The organism is Lysobacter sp. yr284, assembly GCF_900107375.1.
GTDB lineage: Bacteria > Pseudomonadota > Gammaproteobacteria > Xanthomonadales > Xanthomonadaceae > Lysobacter.
The window spans coordinates 297954-320284 of the sequence record NZ_FNPT01000006.1 but is presented as its reverse complement, the minus strand read 5'-3'; the positions used below and the strand labels follow the sequence as shown (position 1 = coordinate 320284).

Below are 22331 nucleotides of genomic sequence, written 5' to 3'. Positions count from 1 at the left end.
CTATCGCGGCTCAAGCATCGCGGGACGATGCCGCCGCATGCCCGGCATCCTGGTTGCCGGGCGCCCGGATTGATATTACAAAGATCGCAATAACTCTGTAGATAAAACGGACATGTCCGGATTCACCCTGCACGACCTGCAATGCTTCGACGCGGTGATCCGGGCCGGCGGCTTCCAGGCCGCGGCCGCGGCGCTGCACCGCTCGCACCCGGCGGTGTTCGCCGCGGTCGCCCGGCTGGAACGCCAGCTCGGGCTGGCGCTGCTGGACCGCAGCGGCTACCGGGTCGCGCCGACCGCGGCCGGGCGTTCGTTCCACCGCCGCGCGCAAAACCTGCTGGGCGAGTTGCAGCAGCTGCGCGCCCACGCCGAGCAACTGGCGATGGGCGAGGAAAGCGAGCTGCATATCGTCCTCGGCGACCTGTGCCCGCGCCCGCAGGCGCTGGCGGTGCTCGGCCGATTCTTCGCCCAGTGCCCGAACACGCGCCTGCACCTGCACTTCGAATCGGTGAGCGGGCCGCGCGAGCGTCTGTTCGACGACAGCGCCGACCTGATCGTGCACCGCCTCGACGCCGGCGATGCGCAGCTGGAAACCATAACCCTGGGCGAGGTGCGGATGGTGCCGGTGGTCGCGCCGGGCTTCCTGCCCTTCCCGATCGACCGCGCGATCCGTCCCGAACGGCTGCGCGGCCTCACCCAGTGCGTGATGCGCGACAGCGCGCGGCATTCGCCGCCGGTGGACTACTTCACCATCGACGGCGCGCCGCAGTGCACGGTGGCCGATCAGCTGATGAAGAAGGACCTGATCGCGCACGGACTGGCCTGGGGGCACATGCCGCATTTCCTGGTCGCCGACGAACTCGCCGACGGCCGGCTGCAGTCCATCGCCGGGCGCCACCTGCCCGGCCGCAGCGAACGCCTGGTCGCCGCGCGCCGCCGCGACCGCGCGCACGGGCCGGTCGCGGCGCGGCTCTGGGATCACCTGCAGGCGCACGCGCCGCAGTTGCGCGCCGCACTGGCGGCGCCGGCCGCCGCGACCGGCGAGCGCGCGCGCTAGCGGACGCGCCGATCGGACGCCCAAAACGAAGGCCGGACCGGCGAACCGGTCCGGCCTTGCGGCGCTGCGCGCCGCGTCGGATTGCGAAGAGCGCGGCTGGGTTATGCCGCCGGACGGCGGCCGCGCAGCAGCGAGATGATCGCCAGCACCACGAACACCACGAACAGGATCCAGGCGATGTTGCTGGCCGCACCGGCGATGCCGGTGAAGCCCAGCACGGCGGCGATCAGGGCGATGACGAAGAACACGACGGCGTAGTGAAGCATGAGGGTTCTCCTGACTGCAGGTTTGCGCTGCGGGCGCGGCCCGAAGCTGGTGGATCGATCCTCCCCCAGCGCAGGTTCGCGCGCGGTGATGGCGCGCATCCCCGTGCAGCGCAGCTTCAGCGCCCTCATCGTTTCGTTAACGTCGCGTCGCCGCGGCTTCACGCCGCTGTACGATTCAGCCTGCAGGCGTGCGCTGGGTCGCGCTGCTTCCGCTACATTCCGCGGAAGCGGCTCGCGAACGCCGTGCTGACCGGCAGGATTTCCGCGCGCGCTTTCAAGGTCAGCTCGTGCCGGCCCAGTTCGTTGCGGCGCACGCGGTCGATCGCCGCCACCCGCACCACCAGGCCGCGGTGCACCTGCCAGAACAAGGCCGGGTCGAGCCCGGCCAGCAGTTCCTTGACCGGCGTGCGCACCAGCGCTTCGCCGTCGCCGGTCACCACCCGCACGTATTTCTCCTGCGCCTGGAAATACACGACTTCGTCGATGCCGATCATGCGCACGCTGTCGCCGACGCTGGCGCCGATCCAGCGGATCAGGCGCTCGCCCTGCGGCCGCAGTTGCGCTTCCAGCGCGTCCAGGCGCGCGCGCCAGTCGTCGGGGCGGGCCTGGCGCAGGCGCTCGCGCACGCGCGCCAACGCCTGGTCCAGACGCTCCCGGCTCACCGGCTTGAGCAGGTAGTCGGCGGCGCCGGCTTCGAACGCGCGCACCGCGTATTCGTCGTAGGCGGTGGTGAACACCACCAGCGCGCCGCCGGCGATGGCTTCGCGCGCCACGTCCAGGCCGCCGACCGCGGGCATGCGGATGTCGAGGAACGCGACCTGCGGGCGCAGCGCGCGCACCGCCTGCAACGCCTCGGCGCCGTCCTCGCAGGCGGCGAGATCGAGCTCGGGCCACGCCTGCGCCAGCGCCTCCCGCAACGCCTGGCGCTGCGGCGCCTCGTCTTCGGCGAGCACGGCGCGGATGCGTTCGCTCATGCCGACGGCTCCAGCGGCAGGCGCACCCGCGCCAGGGTGCCGCCCTCGCGGCGCGAGCACAGTTGCAGCGTGGCGCGCTCGCCGAAGCGCGCGGCCAGCTGCGCGCGCACGTTGGCCAGGCCGACGCCGCCGCCGACGCCGGTGCGCAGGCCGACGCCGTCGTCGGCGACTTCCAGTTCCAGCCAGTCGCCGTCGCGGCGCGCGCGCAGGTCGATCCGGCCCGGACCGCTGCGCGGCTCGATGCCGTGCTTGACCGCGTTCTCCACCAGCGGGATCAGCAGCAGCGGCGGGCACGGCAGCAGCCGCACCGCCGGCGGCGCCTGCACGGCGTGGCTGAGCCGGCCGTCGGTGCGCAGCCGCATCACTTCCAGGTAGCTGGCGCAGATGTCGAGCTGCTGGCCCAGCTCCGCGTCCAGCCGCGCCTCGGCTTCGCGCAGCTTGGGGATGGTGGCGCGCAGATAGCCGACCAGGGCGTCCAGCGTCGCTTCCGCGCGGGCGGGATCGGGCCGCACCAGCGCGCGCACCGAGGCCAGGGTGTTGAACAGGAAATGCGGCTCGATCTGGGCCTGCAGCACGCCCAGCTGCAGTTCGGTGCGGCGGTTGCTCTCGTCGAGCGCGAGGTAGCGGCGGCGCTCCAGGCTGGCCTGCCAGCGCGAGGCCTCGCCCAGGTAGGCGTACACCGCCAGCGCGCCGCCGAGCAGCGCGTACAGCAGGCCTTCCAGCGACAGCGCCAGCGCGGTCAGCAACCAGCGCCAGGGCGGCGGCGGCGGGGCCGCGGCGTGGGCGGCGGTCTGGCCCGCCTGCTCGCCCATCAGCTCGACCATCCACTGCGAGGCCACCGCATCGACCAGGAACGCCAGCACCACGCCCAGCGCGATCGCCGCGAAGATCGCCGCGCGCTCGCGCCGCGGCGGCCAGCCGCGATGGCGCACCGCGACCGCCAGGGCCGGCCCGGCCGAGGTGACCACCATCCAGAACGCGAATTGCAGCGGCGCGCTGATCAGGGTCGATAGCCAGGAATGGCTCATCACGTACACGCCGACCGCGGTGGCGGCGGCGAACAGCGTCGCCACCAGCGCGAACATCGCGCTGCGCCCGCGCAGCCACGGCCGGCTGAACACCGGATAGCGCTTGTAGCGGTCCCACACCTGGTGCCCGCCGATCTGCACGTCGGCGGGCAGCGCGCGGTCGAGCGCGGGTTCGGCAGGGCCTGGCGGGGCGGCGTCAGCGGCGCGGGGCATGGAGCGCTTGTCCGTTCTGGTGCAGGGTCAGTGCGACGATCTTGCCATCGCCGCCGCGTTGGAACTCGATCCGCGCATCGACCCCTTCGGTGCGGAAGCGCTCGGCGCCCTCGGCGAGCAGGCGCAGCGCGCCCTGGCCGGTGGCCTGCGCGTACAGCGCGCCGTCGCGCTCGCGGATGGCGAGCACGAAGCCGGGCGCCAGCGGATAGTCGCCGACGAAATCGCCCAGGCGTTGCGCGGCCGGCGCCGGCGCTGGCGCGGCGTTGGCCGCGGCGTTGGCGGGCGGCGCGGCCGCCGGCGCGCTGCGCTGCGCCGCCATGCTGCCGCCGCCCTGGTTCCACACGAAGGCGTCGCGGCCGTCGCCGCCGCGCACCGGGCGCAACAGCGCATCGAACTGCAGCGGGTAGAAATCGCCGTGGTCGTCGTAGCCCAGCTCGAACTCGGGCTGCCCCTGCGCCTGCACGGTCAGCGCGTCGCCGCGCCGGCGCAGCGTGGTCGCCAGGCCGGCCAGGGAGTAGTCGCCGGCCAGGCGGTCGAGCAAGGCCGCATCCGGCTTGGCCGGCTTGCGCGCGCGCTCGGCGGGGAAGCCCGGGTCGAGCAGGTGGCGGCCGAACCCGGCCAGGCCGCCGGTCGCGGTCAGCGACGTGTCCGACAGCACCACCACCGCGCGGCCGCGGCTGCGGTCCAGGGCGAGGTAGGACGAGAAACCGCCGGTGCCGCCGGCGTGCTCGGCCAGGGTGCGGCCATCGTGTTCCAGCAGCATCCAGTTCATCCCCATCGGCGGCTCGCCCGGCAGCGCTTGCAGGGTCTGCTGCACGGCGGCGACGGCCGGCGCGCCCTCGCCCGTCGCCGGCGCAAGCGCCAGTCCGGCCTGGGCGTAGCGGACCATGTCGTCGAGGGTCGCGCGCACCCCACCGACGCCGGCGAGGTCGGCGCCGAAGCGCCACGCCGGCGTGGCCTGGCCGTTGGGCAGGCGGCCGGCGACCTCGCGCACGCCCTCGGGCCGGCGGTCGACGTAGGCGCCGCGCATGCCCAGCGGCTGCAGCAGGCCTTGCCGCAACAGGGTTTCGTAGTCGCTTCCGGCGCGGTGCGCGACCGCGTAGGACAGCAGCATCATCGCGTAGTTGGAATAGGCGAAGTCGCGGCCCGGCGGCGCGCTGAGCTCGACCCGGGCGAGCGCGCCGACCAGCGCGGCGATGTCGAGCCGGGCGTAGGGATCGGCCGGGTCCAGCGCCACCCCCGGCGGCAGCGCCGGCAGGCCGGAGCGGTGGGTCACCACGTCGCGCAGGCGGATCGGGCGGCCTTCGAACGCCGGCACCCGGGCGCCGGCCGGCAGGTAGTCGGCCAGCGGATCGTCGAGCGAGGCGCGGCCGGTGCGGATCAGTTCGGCCAGCAGCGCGGCGGTCATGGTCTTGCTGATCGAGCCGATCTCGAACGCGGCGTCGGGGCCGATGCGCGAGACCTGGCGCGGATCCACGCACGCATACGCGCGCTGCACGCGCTCGCCGTCGATCAGCGCGGCGGCCCAGCACGCGCCGCTGCGGTCGCCGTCGAGGCGGGCGCGCAGCGCGGCGGCCAGCGCGGTCGGCGGCGCCTCGTCGGCGGCGGTGGCGGTGGCGGTGGCGGCGGCCGGCACGGACGCGGCACATGCGGTGGCGACCAAGGCCGCAGCCAGCGCGGCGCAGGCCGCGACCGGACGGAAGGGACGGGACGGATTCATCGGCGGACTCCTTTCGCGGGAAAGCGCCAGCCTCGCCCGCACGGCCCCGCTGCGCTTAGCCATGCGACCGGCGCACGACCGGCGGCGACGAACCCCGGCGCGGGCGCGACGGAGCCTTTGCCGCCCCGGCCCGTGTAGCAGCGGCGCCAGCCACGGCCGCGGCCCGCGACCGCCGGCGCAACCCGCCCCGGCTGCGGCCCCGTCCGCGCGACAGACGCTCGCGCCGGCGCGCGCGCTGTCGCGGCCGCGGCTGGCGCCGCTCCTACAGCAAGCGAATCCATGCAACGCGCAGGCCGGACGCAGCCCGCGCTTGCGCGCCGCCGCCCGCTCGCCTCCAATGGAACGCCCCGCCTCGCAGCCGTCCCATGGACCCGCAAACCCTCGCCGCGTTCTTCGCCACCGCGCTGTTGCTGGCCGTCGTGCCGGGCCCGGACAATGTGTTCGTGCTGACCCAGTCCGCGCTGCGCGGCAAGCGCGCCGGGCTGTGGGTGGTGCTGGGGCTGTGCAGCGGGCTGCTGGTCCACACCGGCGCGGTGGCGCTGGGCGTGGCGGCGCTGTTCGAGCGCTCGCGGCTGGCCTTCGACCTGCTCAAGTACGCCGGCGCGGCCTACCTGCTGTACCTGGCCTGGCAGTCGCTGCGCGCGCCGGCGATGACGGCCGCGGACGGCGAAGGCGCGCGCGGCGGCGCCGGCCGGCTGTACCTGCGCGGGATCGTCATGAACCTCACCAACCCCAAAGTGTCGATCTTCTTCCTCGCCTTCCTGCCGCAGTTCGTCGACCAGCAGGCCGGTTCGGTGACCGCGCAGATGCTGGGGCTGGGCGCGACCTTCATCGTCGCCACCACGCTGGTGTTCGGCGCGCTGGCGTTGAGCGCGGGCGCGCTCGGCCAGCGCTTCGCCCGTTCCCGGCGCGCCCAGCGCTGGATGAACCGCGCCGCCGCGGCGGTGTTCGTCGGGCTCGCCGCCAAGCTCGCCACCGCGCAGCGCTGAGGCCTTACTGCAGGCTGCGCGCCCACAGCGCGGCCAGGCCCAGCATCAGCGGCCACAGCAGCGCCGGATGCAGCAGCGCACGCGCCCAGGCGCGCCGCGGGCGCAGGCCCACGCCGTGGACGAAGCCGGCGCAGATCGCCATCACCAGCGGCGTCAGCAGGCCGTGCGCGCCGGGCCCGAGTTCGGCGCCGCGCATCGCCGGCAGGAACAGCAGCGCCAGCGACAGCGACGCTGCCAGCAGCAGCGACAGCGCGCGCACCCAGCCGCCGCCCGCGGCCGCGTGCGCCGCTTCGTGCGCGGCGTCCATCAGCGGCCGCGCCGCGCCTGCGCGCGCGACTGCTCGTCGTCCTCGCGCATCTCGAACCACATCGCGTTGAGCACGCCGAAGCTGCACGCCAGGGCCAGGCCCAGGATCCAGGCGAAGTACCACATCAGTAACCTCCTTCGTGTTCGCCCTGCGCCTGCACATGGGCGCGGGTGATGGTGCCGCGCATGACCCGGAACGCCCACGCGCTGTAGGCCAGGATCAGCGGCAGGAAAATCGCCGCGGCCACCAGCATGATCCCCAGCGTGCGCTGGCTGGAGGACGCGTCCCACACGGTCAGGCCGTGGGCGGGATCGGTGGCCGAGGGCAGCAGGAACGGGAACAGCGACGCACCGGCGGTCAGGATGATGCAGGCCACCGCGAGGCCGCTGGCGATGAAGCTCGCCGTGCGCGAGCGCAGCAGCGCCACCGCCAGCAAGGCCGCGAACGCCAGCGCCGGCAGCGCGATCAGCCACGGCTGCAGCGCGTAGTTCGCCAGCCAGCCGCCGTCGACGGCGATGGCCTGCTTGGCCAGCGGGTCCGACGGCGCGGCGGTGCTCCAGGCGCCGACGATGGCCGTGCCCGGCAGCGAGCGCAGCCATACCCCGGCCGCGGCGAACGCGGCGATCGTCGCCGCCGCGGCGATCCGGGCGATGCGGCGCGCGCGCGCGCCGACCGGGTCTTCCACCCGCATCGCCGCGTAGCTGGCGCCGTGCATCACCAGCATCGCCAGGCTCACCACGCCGGCCAGCAGCGCGAACGGATGGAACAGGCCGAGGAAGCCGCCGTCGAACACCGGCAGCAGGTCTTCGGTGAAGTGGAACGGCACGCCCAGGAACAGATTGCCGAAGGCGACGCCGAACACCAGCGAAGGCACCGCGCCGGCGATGGTCAGCGCCCAGTCCCACGCCCCGCGCCAGCGCGGGTGCGGCAGGCGGTTGCGGAAGGCGAAGCCGACCGGGCGCAGGATCAGCGCCACCAGCAGCAGGAACATGGCGAAGTAGAACGCCGAGAACGAGGCCGCATACAGCAGCGGCCAGGCCGCGAACACCGCGCCGCCGCCGAGGACGAACCAGACCTGGTTGCCTTCCCAGTTCGGCTCGATCGCCTCCAGCGCCATGCGCCGCTCGACGTCGTCGCGGCCGATCAGGCGCAAGATCGCGCCCAGCCCCAGGTCGTAGCCGTCGGTGACGGCGAAGCCGATCAGCAGCACGCCGAGCAGCAGCCACCACAGTTCGCGCAACAGTGCGTAATCGATCATGGCCGGGTCCTCAGGCGGTGTGCGCAGCGGCGGTGCGGGTAGCCGGCCAGAATTTCAGCCGATCGGGTCCGGAGCGGATCGCGCGCAGCATCAGCACCGCATCGACCACCGCCAATCCGGTGTAGAGCACGACGAAGCCGACCAGGCTGGCGATCACCTGGGTGGAGTTGGTCGCCGACACGCCGAGGAAGGTCGGCAGCACGCCGTCGATGGCCCAGGGCTGGCGGCCAACCTCGGCCACGATCCAGCCCAGTTCCGCCGCGACCCACGGCAGCGGCAGGCTGTACAGCGCGATCCGCAGGAACCAGCGCGTTTCCAGGCGGTTGCGCGTAGCCAGCCAGAACGCGGCGGCGAACAGGAAGATGAAGTAGAAGCCCAGCGCGACCATGATCCGGAACGACCAGAACAGCACCGGCACGTTCGGCACCGTGCTCCACGCGGCGCGCTCGATGATCGCCTCGTCGGCGCTGGCCGGGTCGGCGGTGTAGCGCAGGGTCAGCAGGCCGAAACCGAGGTCCTCGCGCAGGGCCATGAACGCGGCCTGCTTGTCGGCGTCGTCGCGGTCGGCGCGCAGTTCGCGCAGCGCCTGGTAGGCGCCGATGCCGCGGCGGATGCGCTCGCGGTTCTCCGCGACCAGGTCGTGGATGCCGGCGACTTCGCCGTCGAGCGAACGCGTGGCGATCAGGCCCAGCGCCCAGGGAATGCGGACGGCGTGCGCGGTCTCGCGCTTTTCCATGTCGGGGATGCCGAACGCGGTGAACGCGGCCGGCGCCGGATGGGTGCGCCATTCGGCCTCGATCGCGGCGACCTTCATCTTCTGGTTTTCCGAAGCGGTGTAGCCGCTCTCGTCGCCGAGCACCGCCACCGACAGCGCCGAGGCCAGGCCGAAGCTGGCCGCCACCACCATCGAGCGCTTGGCGATCTCGACGTTGCGCCCGCGCAGCAGGTACCAGGCGCTGATCGACAGCACGAACATCGCGCCGGTGACGTAGCCGGCGCTGACGGTGTGGACGAACTTGGCCTGCGCGACCGGGTTGAACACCACCGCGGCGAAGTCGGTGATCTCCATGCGCATGGTGTGGAAGTTGAATTGCGCGCCGACCGGGTTCTGCATCCAGCCGTTGGCGATCAGGATCCACAGCGCCGACAGGTTCGCGCCCAGCGCGGTCAGCCAGGTCACGGTGAGGTGCTGCAGCTTGCTCAGCCGTTCCCAGCCGAAGAAGAACAGGCCGACGAAGGTGCTCTCCAGGAAGAACGCCATCAGCCCCTCGATCGCCAGCGGCGCGCCGAAGATGTCGCCGACGTAGTGCGAGTAGTAGGCCCAGTTGGTGCCGAACTGGAATTCCATGGTGATGCCGGTGGCCACGCCCATGGCGAAGTTGATTCCGAACAGCACGCCCCAGAACCGGGTCATCTGCTTCCAGATCGCGCGCCCGCTCATCACGTAGACGCTTTCCATGATCGCCATGATCAGCGCCAGGCCGATGGTCAGCGGCACGAACAGGAAGTGGTAGAGGGCTGTCAGCGCGAATTGCAGGCGCGACAGATCGACGACGTACAGGTCCGGCATGGGGTTCACCTTGCTTGCAGGAGGAGCCGGTCGATCGCGCCGGCATCGATGGGCGGGCGGTGCGAGGGCGAGAAGAACAGCAGGTACAGCGCGGTCAGCAACGCCAGCTTGGCGGCGATGGTCAGCGCGATGCGGCGCAGCAACGCCGCGCGCCAGCGCGGCGGCGACGCGGCGGCGCCGCGTTCATCGTCCTGCGCTTGCGGATTTTTCACGGCCGGCTCCCGGGGAATCTGCGAGCATTCGACGCGAACGCAGCCGGTGGCGTGTTGATCCAGGTCAAGCCGCCAGCCGATCGGTCGCCGCGGCCCGACCGCCGCGCCCGTCGCGTTTGCGACCGCGTTCGCGCCCGCGCGCGGCGAACGCCGCCGCCGGTCACCGCCGCGGCTTGATCCGGATCAACGCCGCGCGCGCCCGGCCGGCGCTAATGGGCGGGCGGCGGCGGTCACGCGCCGGGACCGGCACGACCCGAACCCGCGCGACGCGGGCCGGCGCGCGGCGGACAGGCGGCATACGGGCCGGAGCCGATCCGGCCGCGGAGAACGCACATGTACAAGGACCTGATGATCCCGATGACCGGCGACGCCGGCGACGCCGACGCGCTGCGGCTGGCGGTGAAACTCGCCGCGCGCCACAGCGCGCGCCTGTCGGTGCTGGAGAGCGTCGACCTGCCGGTGCCGATCAGCCATGCCTGGGACATGGTCCCGGACCCGACCGGCGGCGGCGTGTACGAAGCGCTGCGCGAGCGCGGCCAGCAGCGCCTGGCCGACCTCAAGGCGCGCCTGGACGACGAAACCGTGTGCTGGGACGCGCGCGCGGTCGAGGCGATGTACGCCGACGCGCCGCACACGGTGGCGCGCGAAGCCTTCGACGCCGACCTGTGCCTGCTCGCCGGCAGCGGCGGCCGCGCCGACGGCGCGGCTGCGTTGCACGCGTGGTTCACCGCCCTGCTGCTCGAGTCCGGCCGCCCGGTGCTGGTGGTGCCGCCCGCCAGCGGCCCGACCCTGCCGCTGCGGCGGGCGATGGTGGCCTGGCAACCCACGCGGCCGACCGCGCGCGCCGTGCACGACGCACTGCCGCTGCTGGCCGACGCCGGCCTGGTGGAACTGGTGGTGATCGGCCGCGGCGACGACGACCCGGCGCTGGACTCGGCCCGGCGCATGGTCGCCCACCTGGTCCGCCACAGCATCCCCACCGACCTGGTCAACCTGCGCGCGGGCGAGCACAGCGTCGCCGAAGTGCTGCTCGACTACGCCGAACGCAGCGGCGTGCAACTGCTGGTGGCCGGCGGCTACGGCCACTCGCGCCTGCGCGAATGGGTGCTGGGCGGCGTGACCCGCGAGCTGCTGCTGTCGGCGCGGCTGCCGGTGTTCTTCGGCCACTGATGCGGGTTCGGTGGCTGGCCCGCCTGCGGCGGCCCAGGTTTGGCTTCAACGACGCAGCGAGGGTTTCGTCGTAAGCGTCGTGGCGCGGTCGCGGCTTGCGCCGCTCCTACAGGGCGCTCACGAACCCGTCGCTGGCCCTTGTAGGAGCGGCGCAAGCCGCGACCGCGCCACCGCAACCACGACGCAACCGCCGCCAGCCCAAGCGCAACCCCACGACGCTCCAACGGCTTCGCCGCGCGCGCCCCGCCACAACCGCAGCCCGCCCCGCCCCTGCACAGCGCACGACGCCATCGCTTACGACCGGGTCCGCACCGGCGCATCGATCCACCCCTGCATCGCCGCGGCGATCCGCGCCCGCGCCGCGCGCAGCGGGCCGGACGGGCTCGCGTGGCGCGCCGGCTCGATCCCGTCGCTGGCGCCGTTGGCCAGCCGCGCCAACGCTGGTTGCGGGCGCACCCGGGTCAGGCGGGCGTGGCGGCGATTGGCCGACAGCGCTTCGGCCAGCGCCGCAGGGGTCTCGCGTGCGGACCACGCCGCGGCCAGGTCCGGGCCGCCCGCGCGCGCGCCGCGCTCGCGCGACAGCCGTCCCGCGCCCTGCAGGCAGCCCAGCGCCAACGAACGGGCGATCGCCTGCGCCTGCGCCGGCGCGGCCGCGTCCAGGTAATCCACGCCCATCCGCGCCAGCGCATCGGCCAGCCCGATCACCCCCACTTCCAGGCGCAGGCGCCCGCGCTCGGCGCCGAACGCCACCGCCGCATCGTCGAGCATGCGCACCGCCAACGCCGCGGCGATGGCGAAGCGGTCGTGGTCGAAACGCGCGCGCTCGCCGCCGGCGTCGAGCACGAACGCGCCGGCGTTGAGCGCGGCGCGCGGCGTGCGCAGCGCCGGCACCGCGCGCTCGGTGCCGGCGCGGCGCAGCAGGCGCGGATCGGGCAGCACCTGCCAAGCGCCGAACGCGGCGACGTAGCGGCTGCACCAGTAACCGCTGTCGCCGCCGACCGCGACCAGCGCCGCCGCCACCCGCTGCCAGGTGGCGTCGACGGTGCGGTCGCGCAGGCGCTCGCCGCTGCGCCAGCGGAACCGGGTGTCCCACAGGTCGACGGCGTGCGGATCGGTGAATCGGGTCAGACGGGTCACGGCAAGGCGGGTCCGGCGAGCGCGGGACGCGCCCGCTCGCCGTCACTGTGCCCGCCGTGCGCGGCGGATGCTTGATCGGGATCAACTTCGCGCGCCGCCGCGGGCGTTACAAACCGTTACCGCCGGTTACCGCCTCCCCATCGCCGCGCGGGCCCGCGCGCCTAGCCTGTGCGCAGCCCACACGCCGAACCGGAACCGCCGCCATGCTGCTCGATCGCAACGTTCTCGCCGATGCCTATCTCGCTGGCGACGTCCTCGAAGCGGGCGTCCTCGAAGCGCACGCTGTCGAAGCCCGCTCTACCCATGCCGACGCAGCCGCATTCGCCGCCGGCGCGCCGGCCAGCGACGCCGGGCTGGAACTGTGGCTGCAGCGCGAACTGCCGCGCCTGGGCCTGCCGCTGCAGCGCCGCCGGGTGCGCGCCAAGCAACACGTGTTCCGCGCCGGCCAGCCGCGCACCGCGCTGTACTTGGTCCACGCCGGCTTCTTCAAGACCGCGCTGGTCAGCGAAGACGGACGCGAGAAGATCACCGGCTTCCGCATGCGCGGCGACCTGCTCGGCCTGGACGCGCTGGACATGAACGCCTACGCCTGCGACGCGGTCGCGCTGGACACCGGCGAGCTGTGGGAAGTCCCGTTCGCGCGACTGCGCAACCAACACCCGCAGTTCCAGGAGCGCATCACCGCGCTGCTGGCGCAGGAGATCCGCCGCGACTGGAACTGGATGCTGGCGCTGGGCACGCTCGGCGCCGACCAGCGCGTGGTGACCTTCCTGTTCGACCTGGCCGCGCGCCTGCACGCGCTGGGCTTCAGCGGCGAATGCCTGCAGCTGCGCATGACCCGCGCCGAACTCGGCAATTTCCTCGCGTTGACCCTGGAAACGGTGGCCCGCTCGCTGTCGCGGCTGCAGGCGCGCGGCTTGATCGAGGTGGCCGGCCGCGAGATCCGCCTGCGCGACCGCGCCGGCCTGGGCGAGGTGTTGAGCGCCGGCGCGCGCGTGCACTGAACCGGCGGCGCAGGCTCAGCCGGCGCCGACCGCGCGCGCGATCGCCGCGGCCAGCTGCTCGCGCCGGTACGGCTTGCGCAGCAGGTCGAAGGCTTCGCCCGCGGCGACGGCCGGGGTTTCGTAGCCGGAGGTCAGCACCACCGGCAGCGCCGCGCGCAACCGCCGCGCCGCCGCCGCCAGCTCCTTGCCGTTCATGCCTTCGCCGAGCATGACGTCGCTGAACATCGCCGCCGCCTCGCCGTCGCCGGCGAGGTAGCGCAAGGCCTCCGCCGCACTGCCGACCGCGACCACGCCATAGCCGGACGAACGCAGGAACGCCACCGCGATCGCGCGCACCGCCGCATCGTCCTCGACCACCAGCACGGTCTCGCCGCGGCCGGTGGCGTGCGCGGCGGCGGCCGGCGCCGGCGCCGCCGCAGGCGCGCGCGCCGCGGGCAGGAACAACTCCACCCGGGTGCCGTAGCCCAGCGCGCTGTCGATGCGCAGGTGCCCGCCGCTCTGCTTGGCGAAGCCGTAGACCATGCTCAGGCCCAGGCCGCTGCCGCGCCCGGCTTCCTTGGTGGTGAAGAACGGCTCCATCGCCCGCGCCAGGGTTTCCGGGGCCATGCCGCGGCCGGTGTCGGCTACGGTCAGCCGCAGGTAGTCGCCCGCGATCAATTCCGCCTCGCCGTCGCCGCCGCGGTGCGCGGCGGCGACGCGGTGGGCGCCGGCCTCGATCGCGATCTCGCCGCCGCGCGGCATCGCATCGCGCGCGTTCAAGGCCAGGTTGAGCAACGCCGCTTCCAGCTGTCCCGGATCGGCGTACGCCGGCGCCAGCGCATCGGCGCATTGCACGTGCAGGTGCACGCTGTCGCCGAGCGTGCGCTTGAGCATGCTCTCGACATCGCCCAGCAGCGCCGGCACGTCGACCGCGCGCGGGCTCAGGCGTTGGCGCCGGGCGAACGCCAGCAGCTTGCCGGTCAGTTCCGCGCCGCGCCCGACCGAGCGCAGCGCGCTGGCGATCAGTTCGCCGGCCTCGGGCTTGTCCGCGCATTCCATTTCCAGCAGTTGCAGGCTGCCGGACATCACCGTGAGCAGGTTGTTGAAATCGTGGGCGATGCCGCCGGTGAGCTGGCCGATCGCGTCCAGCCGCTGCGAATGCGCCAGCTGTTCCTCGGTGCGGCGGCGCTGCACGAACGCGGCGGCGAGGTTGGCGACCGAACGCAGCAGATGCAGCGCATCGTGGTCGAAGTGGCGCGGCTGCGGCGCCAGCGCCAGCAGCGCGCCCATCGGCCGGCCGCGGTCGAGCAACGGCACCAGCACGCCGCTGCCGGCGGCCGCGGGCAAGGCGAAGCGCGGCGCCGCGGCGCTGGCGAAATCCTCCGCCAGCACGCTGTCGCCGGCGCCGAGCTGGGCCAGCAACAGCGCCTCGTCCAGCCCTGGCGCGGCGGCGTCGCCTTCGTCCAGGCCGACGCTGGCGCGCACTTCCACGCTCTGGCGGTCGCCGGACACGAACAGCACCGCCACCGTCGCGATGTCCAGCGCGGCGGCGAGCAATTGCGGCAGCGCGTCGACCACGCCCGATTCGTCCTGCGCTTCCAGCGCCAGCTGGCCGATGCGCGCGGCCAGCGCGTCGTAGCGCGCGCGCACCAGCGCCTGGCGCGCGCGCTGGGTCTCGGAGATGTCGCGCACCGAGGCCAGGTAGCGCGGGCCGTGCTCGCCGCCCATCGGGCTCAGCGCGATCTCGACCGGAAACTGGGTGCCGTCCGGGCGCAGCCCGATCAGGCTCTGCCCGGTCACGCCCATCGGCCGCACGTGCGGCTTGGCCATGTAGTGCTCGCGATAGCGGCGATGGCGCTCGCGCGCGGCGGCCGGGATCAGCGCCTCGACCGGCATCCGCAGCAACGCGCCGGGCGCGTAGCCGAACAGCCGCTCGGCCTGGGCGTTGGCCTGGACGATGCAGCCGTCGCCGTCGACCAGCAGCAGCGCGTCGGGCACCGCTTCGAACAGATCGGCGAAGGACGCGCGCGCGCTCATGCCGCGCTGACCGTGGCGGCGAACAGGTAGCCGGCGCCGCGCACCGCCTTGATCAGGCCCGGCGCGGCCGGGTCGGCCTCGATCTTGCGCCGCAGCCGGCCGATGGCGACGTCGATGGTGCGGTCGTACGGCCCGGCCTCGCGGCCGTGCAGCGCGCTCATCAATTCGTCGCGGCTGAGCACCTGCTGCGGCCGCTGCAACAGCGCGCGCAGCAGTTGGAACTCGCCGGTGGTCAGCGCGATCTCGGCGCCGGCCGCGTCGGTGAGCCGGCGCGCCGACAGATCGAGACGGAAGCCCTCGAACCGCAGGCAATCGGCCGCGGGCGTTTGCGCCGGCGCGGCGGCGCGGCGCAGCACCGAGCGCACCCGCGCCAGCAGTTCGCGCAGGTCGAACGGCTTGGCCACATAGTCGTCGGCGCCCAGCTCCAACCCGACCACGCGGTCGACCGCCTCGCCGCGCCCGCTGACCACGATCACCGGCCCGCGCCATTGGGTCTGCAGGTGGCGCAGCAGCGACAGGCCGTCCTCGTCCGGCAGGCCCAGGTCCAGCAGCACCAGGTCGATGCCGCCCGCGGCCACGCTCGCGCGCGCCTGCGCCGCGCTGGCCGCGGTCGCGGTCTTGCAGCCGTTGGCGCCGAGGTAGCGCGCCAGCAGGGCGAGGATGTCGGCGTCGTCGTCGACCAGCAGCAGCCGCGGCTGCGCGGCGGCCGGTGCGGCGTCGCTGGATTGGGGAGGCATCGCGCTCACTCGCACGGCGGCTGTGGAAGAAAGGCGCAGAAAGCATGGAACGATTCGCAGGCAGCGGCAATAGCGCGGCCGGTCGCATGCGCGGCAGCGCGTCGCGTGTGCGCAAGGCTTGGCGTGCGCATGGCTTGATCCGGATCAAGTTGCGCGGCGCGCAGTCGTGATAGGGCGATGGCCGCTGCGGCGGCTCATCGCGTCGCCGTACGCGCGCCGTCGCATGCGCGCGCTGCGATCCCGGACGGCTCGCGGTTGCGCCGCGGCTGCTGCTGCGGCACCGGCCATGGCGCCGTCCTGCGCACGCAAGGCTCGACCCGGATCGAAACATCCGATCCGCCGTCCCGGCGCGGCTGCGACCGCCGCGCCCCTGCGATCGCGCGCGGCGCTCGACACGCGCGCCCGCGACGGCCGCTCAGAAGCTCGCGCGCACTCCGACGCTGTACTGGCGGTTGCCGGCGCCGGCCTCGGCATGGGCGCTCACGCCCCAGACACGGTTGAACTTGAGCAACAAGCCGACGCCGCCGCCGAATTCGCCGTCGTAGGCATCGCCGTCGGTGTAGCGCAGCCTCGCCCAGCCCTCCAGGTTCGGCGCGAGATCGCCGCGCACGCCCAGGGCCAGGCGCGCGTCGTCGCCGTCGCTGCGCTCGCGCAGCGCCAGCGGCTTGTGCTCGAACGCCAGGCGGGTGTCGAGCCAGGACAGTTCGGCGGTCCAGTCCAGGCGCTCGCTCAGCGCATGACGGTAGCCCAGGCCGAGCACGGCCTGCTGCGCGTCGAGGTCGAACTTCGCCAGTTCGACCCCGGCGGCGCGCAGGGCGACCTCGTCGCGGCCCTTGTACAAACCGGCGACGAGGTACCACTGCGGGCCCAGCGCCAGCGAGCCGGCGAGATAGCCGCCGCGCGCGTCGATATCGTCGAGCGCGAACCGGGCGTCGCGCGGCGACTGCAACGCCTGCGCGACATAGCCGGCTTCCAGGTAGGTGTAGCTGCGTTCCTGCGCGGCGGCCTGGAGCGACAGCGCGCCTGCGAGCGCGGCGGCCAGGGTCCGCGCGATTGCGGTGTTCATGAGGATTTCCCGGGTGAGGTGAGCCAGGCGCGGCGCGGAGCGTTCCCGTCCTGCGGCGCAGCCTTGCTCCCATCGCCCCGGCGGCCGCGATGCGGACACGCGGCCGGCACGCGTATGCGACGCGGCTCAGATGAAGACCAGCCGCTCCAGTTGGCGCGAGCCCGGCTGGTCCTGCACGTGCAGTTCCTTGCCCTCGCTGCGCATCTGCTCCAGCAGCATATAGATGCGCACCGCGCGCCGGATCACCTCGGTCTTGTTGGAATTGCCGCGCTTGGCCATTTGTTCGAGTTCGGCCATCTCGCCCGCTTCCAGGCTCAAGGTCATGCGTTGGTGCTTCATCGATCGCTCCGGGAAAACGTGGCGTAGGGAATGGAACAAACGCACACGATAGCCGTTCACCCTATGCGATCTGCATTTTCTGGCGCGCGAAAGTCATGGTTTTTACAGCCTGTCAGATCGATTTGCTGATTTTTTGAGTATTGAATACTCACGAAATACATCAATAGATGCACAGCTCGCCAAAGGCGCGCCGCGTCCCGCCTCGCTGCGGGCGCGATCGTGTGCGCGAACGCACGCAATCGAACGCTGGTTACAAACCGTTGCGGTTTTCCGGCAGCGCGTGGGCCGGCGGTGCAGCATCCGGGCTCGTTACTGCGCAGTTTTGGTGCCGCCGCTGGGCGGTCGTGCCGCGTCGTGTCGCCGGGCGCTCGCGCTGTTGTCGGCCATGCGCTCGCGCCTGGGGCGAACGCATCCCGGATGTTCAGGCCATCGTTGCGAACCGCCGCCGCGCGCGGCATCGCGGCCGCTGGCGCCGCACCCGCACGCCCGCGTGCGCCGTCGCGCCGACCGGCCGCGGCGCAGCGCCGCGACCGGCCGGTGCCGTTCCCCGGCTCAGGCCGGCGGACAGGGGAACTTGCCGTCCCCGCGCAGCAGGCATTCCTGCAACTGCCCGTCGCAGTATTCCGGCGTGTTCTTGCAGCCGTGGTAGTTGTCCCAGCACCGCTGGCAGTCGTAGCTGTTGGCGCCGGCGCTCATCGCCGCCGCGCTGCCGAACACGAACGCGGCGAGCGCCGCCAGCGTCCTTCCCTGCATCTTCATCGTGGCTCTCCTTTGCATCGCCCATGGCTGGGCATGGCCCGCCGGCGCCGGGCGGCGCCGGTCCTGCGATGTTAGCGACGCCGTCCGGCACGGCGCACCTGCGCCGGATGGCACCATGTCGCACTGCAAGCGTGCGCTGCTTGGTGGTTTCGCAACGCCGGCGCGGCGGCGCTCAGCCCGGCAGCCGCGCCAGCGAGGCGCGCAGGTCCTCGATCAGGTCGGCGCTGCGCTCCAGGCCGATGTTGAAGCGCACCAGGTTGCGGCCGGCGCGCGGCAGCTCGCGGTGCAACGAGAACTGCGGCACCACCAGGCTGGTGGTGCCGCCCCAGCTGTAGCCGATCTTGAACAGGCGCAGCCGGTCGATGAAGGCGACCAGCTCGTCCTGCGCCAGGGCCGGATCGAACTCGACCGAGAACACGCTGGCCGAGCCGGTGAAGTCGCGCTTCCACAGTTCGTGCCCCGGGCTGCCCGGCAAGGCCGGGTGGCGCACGCGCGCGACCCGCGGCTGCGCCTGCAGCCACTGCGCGACCTCCAGCGTGCTGCGCTGCAGGTGGTCCAGGCGCACGCCCAGGGTCTGCAGGCCGCGCAGCGCCAGGCTGCAGTCGTCGGGCGAGGCGCCCATGCCGAGCAGTTGCTGGGCGTCGCCGAGCGCCTGGTACAGCGCCTCGTCGCGCACGGTGACCGAGCCCAGCAGCAGGTCGCTGTGGCCGCCGATGTACTTGGTCAGCGCCTGCACCGCGAAGTCGGCGCCGTGGCCGAAGGCGTCGAAGAACACCCCGGCCGAATAGGTGTTGTCCAGCGCCACCGGCACGCCGGCGGCATGCGCGGCGGCGGCGATCGCCGGCACGTCCTGCACTTCCATCGTCACCGAGCCCGGGCTCTCGCACCACACCAGTTGGGTCTGCGGCCGCAGCAGCGCGGCGATGCCGGCGCCGATCATCGGGTCGTAGTACTCGGCGCGGATGTCCCAGCGGCGCAGCCAGCGGTCGGAGAATTCGCGGTGCGGGCCGTAGATGCAGTCCGGGACCAGCACATGGCCGCCGGCCTTGAGCACGGCCAGATCGACCAGGGCGATCGCGGCCTGTCCGCCCGGGGCGATGAAGGTCAGCCCGCCGCCTTCCAACTCGGCGATGCGCGCGGCCAGCTCCAGCGTGGTCGGGGTGCCGTACAGGCCGTAGGTGTACGGGGTCTCGCGCCGGTCCCAGTGGTCGTGCACGTGCGCAGCGCTGGCGAACACGGTGGTCGAGCCGCGGTAGACCGGGGTGACCAGGGAGCGGAAGCCCGGCGGCGCCGCGGCGTCGGGATGGGCGAGCCGGGTGCGCCAGTCCAGGGGCGGGGCGGGAGGCGTTTCGGGGGGCATGGGCAGTCCGTCGATGAGGGCGGCGCGCGGTGCGGTTGGCGCGCGCGGCGCCGGGGGTCGGCCCGAGCTTACACAAGCGCGCACCGCGCCCGTACGGCCGCGGTGGCGTGCGGGCGACGGCGGTCGTCGGCGTTGCGGATCGTGACTCATGGCAGTCCCGGCGCCGACCCGAAGCGTGAGTAAGCTCCAGTCTTCGTCCCTGTCGGGGTTGTGCCGGATGCGCCTGCACCGTTCGCTCGTCCCTGCCGCGCTCGCCGCACTGGCCGTGCTGGCGCTCATGCCGGTGGTGGCCGCATCGCCCGCGCCGGCCGCGGACGCGGGCCTCGCGGTGCCGCCGCTGGCCTACACCGAGCGCACCCTGGGCAACGGCCTGCGCGTCTACGCCCTGCCCGATCCGGACGCGAGCGAGGTCGCGGTGAACCTGTGGTACGGCGTCGGCGGCCGCGACGATCCCAAGGACCGCGCCGGCCTCGCCCACCTGCTCGAACACTTGATGTTCAAGGCCACCCGCAACCTGCCCGCCGGCCGCTTCGCCAGCCTGGCCGAGGAGATCGGCGGCAGCGACGACGCGGCCACCGAGGACGACTACACCCGCTATTACGAAACCGTGCCGGCCGCGTACCTGGAGCGGATCCTGTTCGCCGAAGCCGAGCGCATGGGCGCGCTGGTGATCGACGCCGCCACCCTCGCCGCCGAGCGCGAGGTGGTCAAGGAGGAAATCCGCACCCGCCTGCGATCGCAGGACTTCGGCCGGCTGGTCCAGGCCGACCTGCCGGCGGCCGCGTACGCGCGCCTGCCCTACGCGCGCCCGTCGATCGGCCGGCCCGAGGACCTGGACCGGATCTCGCTGGACGAGGTGCGCGCGTTCCGCGCCGCCTATTACCGCCCCGACAACGCGGCGCTGATCGTGTCCGGGCGTTTCGATCCGGCGCAGTTGCAGCGCTGGGTCGACCGCTACTTCGGCCCGATCGCGCGCCCCGCGCGGCCGCTGCCGACGCTCGCGGCCACCGTCGAACCGGCGCGGCGGGCGCCGCTGCGGCGCACCGTGCATGCGCCGGGCACGCCGCTGCCGGCGGTGGTGGCCTCGTTCGCGTTGCCGCCGGACGCGCACGCCGACACGCCGGCGCTGATGGCGCTCAACGCGATCGTCTCCAACGGCGCCGGCTCGCGCCTCAACGCGCGGCTGGTCCAGGCCGGCAAGGCGCAGGCCGCCTCCAGCCTGTTCGAGCGCCGCCGCTACGGCGGCTACCTGGCGCTGTACGCGATCCTCGCCGGCGATGCCGATCCGGCCGCGGGCGAAGCCGCGTTGCTCGCCCAGATCGACGACCTGCGCGCGCATCCGGTCGCGGCCGGCGAATTGCTGCGCGCCAAGCGCCTGCTGCTCGCCGCCGCGCTGCGCGAGCGCGAAACGCCCGACGGCCGCGCCCTGGCGCTGGGCCGCGCGCTGGCCGTGGCCGGCGACGCCGCCGCCGACCGCCGTCAATGGCGCGCGCTGGCGGCGGTGACCGCGGCCGACGTGCAGCGCGTCGCCCGCACATACCTACGCCCGCAGCGCGCCGCATTCGTGCGCGGCCTGCCCGAGACCGCAGCGCCCGGCGGCCGCGCCGATCCGGTCGCGGTGGCCGCGAGCGTGGTCGAGAACGAACTGGCGATTCCCGCCGGCCTGCCCGTTGTCGCGACCGCGCCCGAATCCGAACGCGTGCCGCTGCCCGCGCCGGCCGCGATGGCGCAAACGCCGCCGCCGAGCGCGCACGAGCTGCGCCTGGACAACGGCCTGCGCGTGATCGTCGCCGAGCGCCGCGGATCGCCGCTGGTGGCGCTGGCGCTGACCGCGCCGGCCGGCAGCGTCGCCGATCCGCGCGGCCGCGCCGGCGTCGCCGCGCTGGCCCGGCAATGGGCGCTGCAGGGCACCGCGACGCGCCCGGCGCAGCGCATCGTCGCCGACACCGAGGCGCTGGGCGCGAGCCTCGGCGGCGCGGTCGGGCCGGATGCGGCCAGCTACGAACTCAGCGTCGACGGCGCTTCGCTGGCGCCGGCGCTGGACCTGCTCGCCGATCTGGTGCGCCGCCCCGCGTTCGCGTCCGACGGGTTCGAGCCGGTGCGCGAGCGCGCCCTCGACAACCTCGACGGCACGCTGCAGGAACCGATGGCGCTGGCCCGCCGCGTCGCCGCGCGCAGCGCGTTCGGCACGAGCGGCTACGGCCGCCCGCCCGGCGGCGACGCCGTCGGCTTGCGCGCGGCGACCGGCGAAGACGCACGCGCGGCGCACGCGCGCGCATGGCGGCCGGAGCGCACCGCGTTGATCGTCGTCGGCGATATCGACATCGCACGCGCCAAAGCGCTGGCCGAAGCCGCCTTCGGCGATTGGCGCGCGACGCCGCCGCCCGACGCCCCGGCGCCGCCGGCGGATGCGGACGCGCTCCCGCCGCCGCGCACGCGCCTGGTCGACCGCCCCGACGCCGCGCAGGCGGCGGTGATCGTCGCCCGGCCCGGCCCGGCGCGCAGCGATCCCGACTGGCCCGCCGCCGCGGTCGCCAACGCCGCGCTCGGCGCCGGCGGCTCGTCGCGGCTCAACGCCGAACTGCGCTACAAGCGCGGGCTGACCTACGACGCCGGCAGCCTGCTCAGCCAGACCCGCACGCCGGGCCTGTTCTACGCCGCCACCCTGACCCGCCCCGAGTCCGCCGCCGAGGTCGCCGCGCTGATCCAGGCCGAACTGCGCCGCCTCGGCGACGCGCCGCTCGCCCCCGCCGAACTCGACGCGCGCAAGCGGCTGGTCGTCGGCGACTACGAGCGCCGGCTCGGCACCCGCGCGGGCCTGGCGGCGACCCTGGCCGGTTTCGTCGCCCAGGACGTACCGATCGCGCAACTGCGCGACTATCCCGACGCGATCGGAGACGTCGCGGCCGAACAGGTCCGGCAAGCGGCCAGACGCTGGTTCGCGCCGCAGGGCAGCAGCCTAACCGTAGTCGGACCGGCCGCGACCCTCGCCGCGCCGTTGCGCGCGGCCTATTCGGATGTGGAGACGCTGACGGCCGAGGAGGCGCAGCGCTGAAGTGTCCCGGTTTCGCGCGGCTTAGGGCCGATGAACGCGTTTTTGTAAGGCTGCCACGCGCAGCAGCCGCATGGCGACGCTTCCGGCCTCGCCCAAT

General features: G+C 73.7%; 21 protein-coding genes. 5 read left to right on the top strand and 16 right to left on the bottom strand.

The genetic code is table 11. The features are described 5' to 3' along the window. Positions 1–112 precede the first annotated feature (112 nt). Positions 113–1054, top strand: coding sequence for a LysR family transcriptional regulator (locus tag BLV01_RS12835; RefSeq protein ID WP_091799854.1), 942 nt, complete (start codon positions 113–115; stop codon positions 1052–1054). A 101-nt stretch (positions 1055–1155) separates the two neighbouring features. Here BLV01_RS12835 and BLV01_RS12830 read toward each other — a convergent pair whose 3' ends face one another. The 4 genes from BLV01_RS12830 to BLV01_RS12815 form a co-directional block, all read right to left on the bottom strand. Further along, positions 1156–1320, bottom strand: a complete 165-nt coding sequence (locus tag BLV01_RS12830; protein WP_078996594.1) for a DUF1328 domain-containing protein — start codon at positions 1318–1320, stop codon at positions 1156–1158. Positions 1321–1532: 212 nt separating this feature from the next. After that, positions 1533–2294, bottom strand: a complete 762-nt coding sequence (locus tag BLV01_RS12825; RefSeq protein WP_091799851.1) for a LytR/AlgR family response regulator transcription factor — start codon at positions 2292–2294, stop codon at positions 1533–1535. Beyond that, entirely contained in the window at positions 2291–3535 is a 1245-nt protein-coding gene (locus BLV01_RS12820; protein ID WP_091799849.1) for a sensor histidine kinase, read from the bottom strand. Before BLV01_RS12820 ends, BLV01_RS12825 begins: the two co-directional genes overlap by 4 nt. Then, the gene (locus BLV01_RS12815) at positions 3519–5255 is read right to left on the bottom strand and encodes a serine hydrolase (protein ID WP_175485919.1); all 1737 of its coding nucleotides are present in this window, start codon (positions 5253–5255) and stop codon (positions 3519–3521) included. The genes BLV01_RS12820 and BLV01_RS12815 overlap by 17 nt, the downstream gene beginning before the upstream one ends. Before the next feature lie 365 nt (positions 5256–5620). On the opposite strand from BLV01_RS12815, the gene BLV01_RS12810 reads away from it, so the two are divergent. Then, entirely contained in the window at positions 5621–6244 is a 624-nt protein-coding gene (locus tag BLV01_RS12810) for a LysE family translocator (RefSeq protein ID WP_091799843.1), read from the top strand. 4 nt (positions 6245–6248) lie between these two features. Here BLV01_RS12810 and BLV01_RS12805 read toward each other — a convergent pair whose 3' ends face one another. The 5 genes from BLV01_RS12805 to cydP are packed head-to-tail and all read right to left on the bottom strand — an operon-like array spanning position 6249 to position 9591. Next, positions 6249–6551 carry a cyd operon YbgE family protein gene (locus BLV01_RS12805; protein WP_091799840.1) on the bottom strand — a complete coding sequence of 101 codons (303 nt, stop codon included), beginning with the start codon at positions 6549–6551 and terminating at the stop codon, positions 6249–6251. Further along, positions 6551–6676 (bottom strand): cytochrome bd-I oxidase subunit CydX, encoded by a 126-nt coding sequence (gene cydX, locus BLV01_RS12800; protein WP_078996588.1) that lies wholly within the window; start codon positions 6674–6676, stop codon positions 6551–6553. The genes BLV01_RS12805 and cydX overlap by 1 nt, the downstream gene beginning before the upstream one ends. After that, complete coding sequence (gene cydB, locus BLV01_RS12795; RefSeq protein ID WP_091799837.1) at positions 6676–7809, bottom strand: cytochrome d ubiquinol oxidase subunit II; 1134 nt, start codon at positions 7807–7809, stop codon at positions 6676–6678. The genes cydX and cydB overlap by 1 nt, the downstream gene beginning before the upstream one ends. 10 nt (positions 7810–7819) lie before the next feature. After that, entirely contained in the window at positions 7820–9379 is a 1560-nt protein-coding gene (locus BLV01_RS12790) for a cytochrome ubiquinol oxidase subunit I (RefSeq protein WP_091799834.1), read from the bottom strand. Between the two features lie 5 nt (positions 9380–9384). Continuing rightward, positions 9385–9591 carry a cytochrome oxidase putative small subunit CydP gene (gene cydP, locus BLV01_RS12785; RefSeq protein WP_091799831.1) on the bottom strand — a complete coding sequence of 69 codons (207 nt, stop codon included), beginning with the start codon at positions 9589–9591 and terminating at the stop codon, positions 9385–9387. A 333-nt stretch (positions 9592–9924) separates the two neighbouring features. Between cydP and BLV01_RS12780 the strand changes: the two genes are divergently transcribed. Beyond that, the gene (locus tag BLV01_RS12780) at positions 9925–10761 is read left to right on the top strand and encodes a universal stress protein (protein ID WP_091799828.1); all 837 of its coding nucleotides are present in this window, start codon (positions 9925–9927) and stop codon (positions 10759–10761) included. A 294-nt stretch (positions 10762–11055) separates the two neighbouring features. Here the strand turns inward: BLV01_RS12780 and BLV01_RS12775 are convergent, their stop codons facing one another. Next, positions 11056–11898, bottom strand: coding sequence for a hypothetical protein (locus BLV01_RS12775; RefSeq protein WP_091799825.1), 843 nt, complete (start codon positions 11896–11898; stop codon positions 11056–11058). 203 nt (positions 11899–12101) lie between these two features. Here BLV01_RS12775 and BLV01_RS12770 point away from each other — a divergent pair, with 203 nt between their 5' ends. Beyond that, the gene (locus BLV01_RS12770; protein WP_091799822.1) at positions 12102–12902 is read left to right on the top strand and encodes a helix-turn-helix domain-containing protein; all 801 of its coding nucleotides are present in this window, start codon (positions 12102–12104) and stop codon (positions 12900–12902) included. A gap of 15 nt (positions 12903–12917) precedes the next feature. On the opposite strand, the gene BLV01_RS12765 is transcribed toward BLV01_RS12770, so the two are convergent. From BLV01_RS12765 to BLV01_RS12740, 6 genes are all read right to left on the bottom strand, one after another. Further along, positions 12918–14918, bottom strand: coding sequence for an ATP-binding protein (locus tag BLV01_RS12765; protein ID WP_091799819.1), 2001 nt, complete (start codon positions 14916–14918; stop codon positions 12918–12920). Then, positions 14915–15655, bottom strand: a complete 741-nt coding sequence (locus BLV01_RS12760) for a response regulator (RefSeq protein WP_091799816.1) — start codon at positions 15653–15655, stop codon at positions 14915–14917. Before BLV01_RS12760 ends, BLV01_RS12765 begins: the two co-directional genes overlap by 4 nt. Positions 15656–16070: 415 nt before the next feature. Then, a complete protein-coding gene (locus tag BLV01_RS12755) occupies positions 16071–16721 on the bottom strand; it encodes a hypothetical protein (protein ID WP_091799813.1) in 651 nt (216 codons plus the stop codon). A gap of 126 nt (positions 16722–16847) precedes the next feature. Beyond that, positions 16848–17060, bottom strand: coding sequence for a ribbon-helix-helix domain-containing protein (locus BLV01_RS12750; protein ID WP_091799811.1), 213 nt, complete (start codon positions 17058–17060; stop codon positions 16848–16850). Positions 17061–17612: 552 nt separating this feature from the next. Next, positions 17613–17819: a hypothetical protein gene (locus tag BLV01_RS12745; RefSeq protein ID WP_091799809.1), complete on the bottom strand. Its 207-nt coding sequence runs from the start codon at positions 17817–17819 to the stop codon at positions 17613–17615. Positions 17820–17991: 172 nt separating this feature from the next. Continuing rightward, the gene (locus BLV01_RS12740; protein WP_217633504.1) at positions 17992–19179 is read right to left on the bottom strand and encodes a cystathionine beta-lyase; all 1188 of its coding nucleotides are present in this window, start codon (positions 19177–19179) and stop codon (positions 17992–17994) included. Between the two features lie 175 nt (positions 19180–19354). On the opposite strand from BLV01_RS12740, the gene BLV01_RS12735 reads away from it, so the two are divergent. Then, positions 19355–22234 carry a M16 family metallopeptidase gene (locus tag BLV01_RS12735; RefSeq protein ID WP_175485917.1) on the top strand — a complete coding sequence of 960 codons (2880 nt, stop codon included), beginning with the start codon at positions 19355–19357 and terminating at the stop codon, positions 22232–22234. The last annotated feature ends 97 nt before the right edge of the window (positions 22235–22331 follow it).

Excerpts from the sequence above, each read along its gene's own strand:
- BLV01_RS12835 (WP_091799854.1), top strand. The coding sequence starts at position 113 with ATGTCCGGATTCACCCTGCACGACCTGCAATGCTTCGACGCGGTGATC.
- BLV01_RS12830 (WP_078996594.1), bottom strand. The coding sequence starts at position 1,320 with ATGCTTCACTACGCCGTCGTGTTCTTCGTCATCGCCCTGATCGCCGCC.
- BLV01_RS12825 (WP_091799851.1), bottom strand. The coding sequence starts at position 2,294 with ATGAGCGAACGCATCCGCGCCGTGCTCGCCGAAGACGAGGCGCCGCAG.
- BLV01_RS12820 (WP_091799849.1), bottom strand. The coding sequence starts at position 3,535 with ATGCCCCGCGCCGCTGACGCCGCCCCGCCAGGCCCTGCCGAACCCGCG.
- BLV01_RS12815 (WP_175485919.1), bottom strand. The coding sequence starts at position 5,255 with ATGAATCCGTCCCGTCCCTTCCGTCCGGTCGCGGCCTGCGCCGCGCTG.
- BLV01_RS12810 (WP_091799843.1), top strand. The coding sequence starts at position 5,621 with ATGGACCCGCAAACCCTCGCCGCGTTCTTCGCCACCGCGCTGTTGCTG.
- BLV01_RS12805 (WP_091799840.1), bottom strand. The coding sequence starts at position 6,551 with ATGGACGCCGCGCACGAAGCGGCGCACGCGGCCGCGGGCGGCGGCTGG.
- cydX (WP_078996588.1), bottom strand. The coding sequence starts at position 6,676 with ATGTGGTACTTCGCCTGGATCCTGGGCCTGGCCCTGGCGTGCAGCTTC.
- cydB (WP_091799837.1), bottom strand. The coding sequence starts at position 7,809 with ATGATCGATTACGCACTGTTGCGCGAACTGTGGTGGCTGCTGCTCGGC.
- BLV01_RS12790 (WP_091799834.1), bottom strand. The coding sequence starts at position 9,379 with ATGCCGGACCTGTACGTCGTCGATCTGTCGCGCCTGCAATTCGCGCTG.
- BLV01_RS12780 (WP_091799828.1), top strand. The coding sequence starts at position 9,925 with ATGTACAAGGACCTGATGATCCCGATGACCGGCGACGCCGGCGACGCC.
- BLV01_RS12770 (WP_091799822.1), top strand. The coding sequence starts at position 12,102 with ATGCTGCTCGATCGCAACGTTCTCGCCGATGCCTATCTCGCTGGCGAC.
- BLV01_RS12765 (WP_091799819.1), bottom strand. The coding sequence starts at position 14,918 with ATGAGCGCGCGCGCGTCCTTCGCCGATCTGTTCGAAGCGGTGCCCGAC.
- BLV01_RS12760 (WP_091799816.1), bottom strand. The coding sequence starts at position 15,655 with ATGCCTCCCCAATCCAGCGACGCCGCACCGGCCGCCGCGCAGCCGCGG.
- BLV01_RS12755 (WP_091799813.1), bottom strand. The coding sequence starts at position 16,721 with ATGAACACCGCAATCGCGCGGACCCTGGCCGCCGCGCTCGCAGGCGCG.
- BLV01_RS12750 (WP_091799811.1), bottom strand. The coding sequence starts at position 17,060 with ATGAAGCACCAACGCATGACCTTGAGCCTGGAAGCGGGCGAGATGGCC.
- BLV01_RS12745 (WP_091799809.1), bottom strand. The coding sequence starts at position 17,819 with ATGAAGATGCAGGGAAGGACGCTGGCGGCGCTCGCCGCGTTCGTGTTC.
- BLV01_RS12740 (WP_217633504.1), bottom strand. The coding sequence starts at position 19,179 with ATGCCCCCCGAAACGCCTCCCGCCCCGCCCCTGGACTGGCGCACCCGG.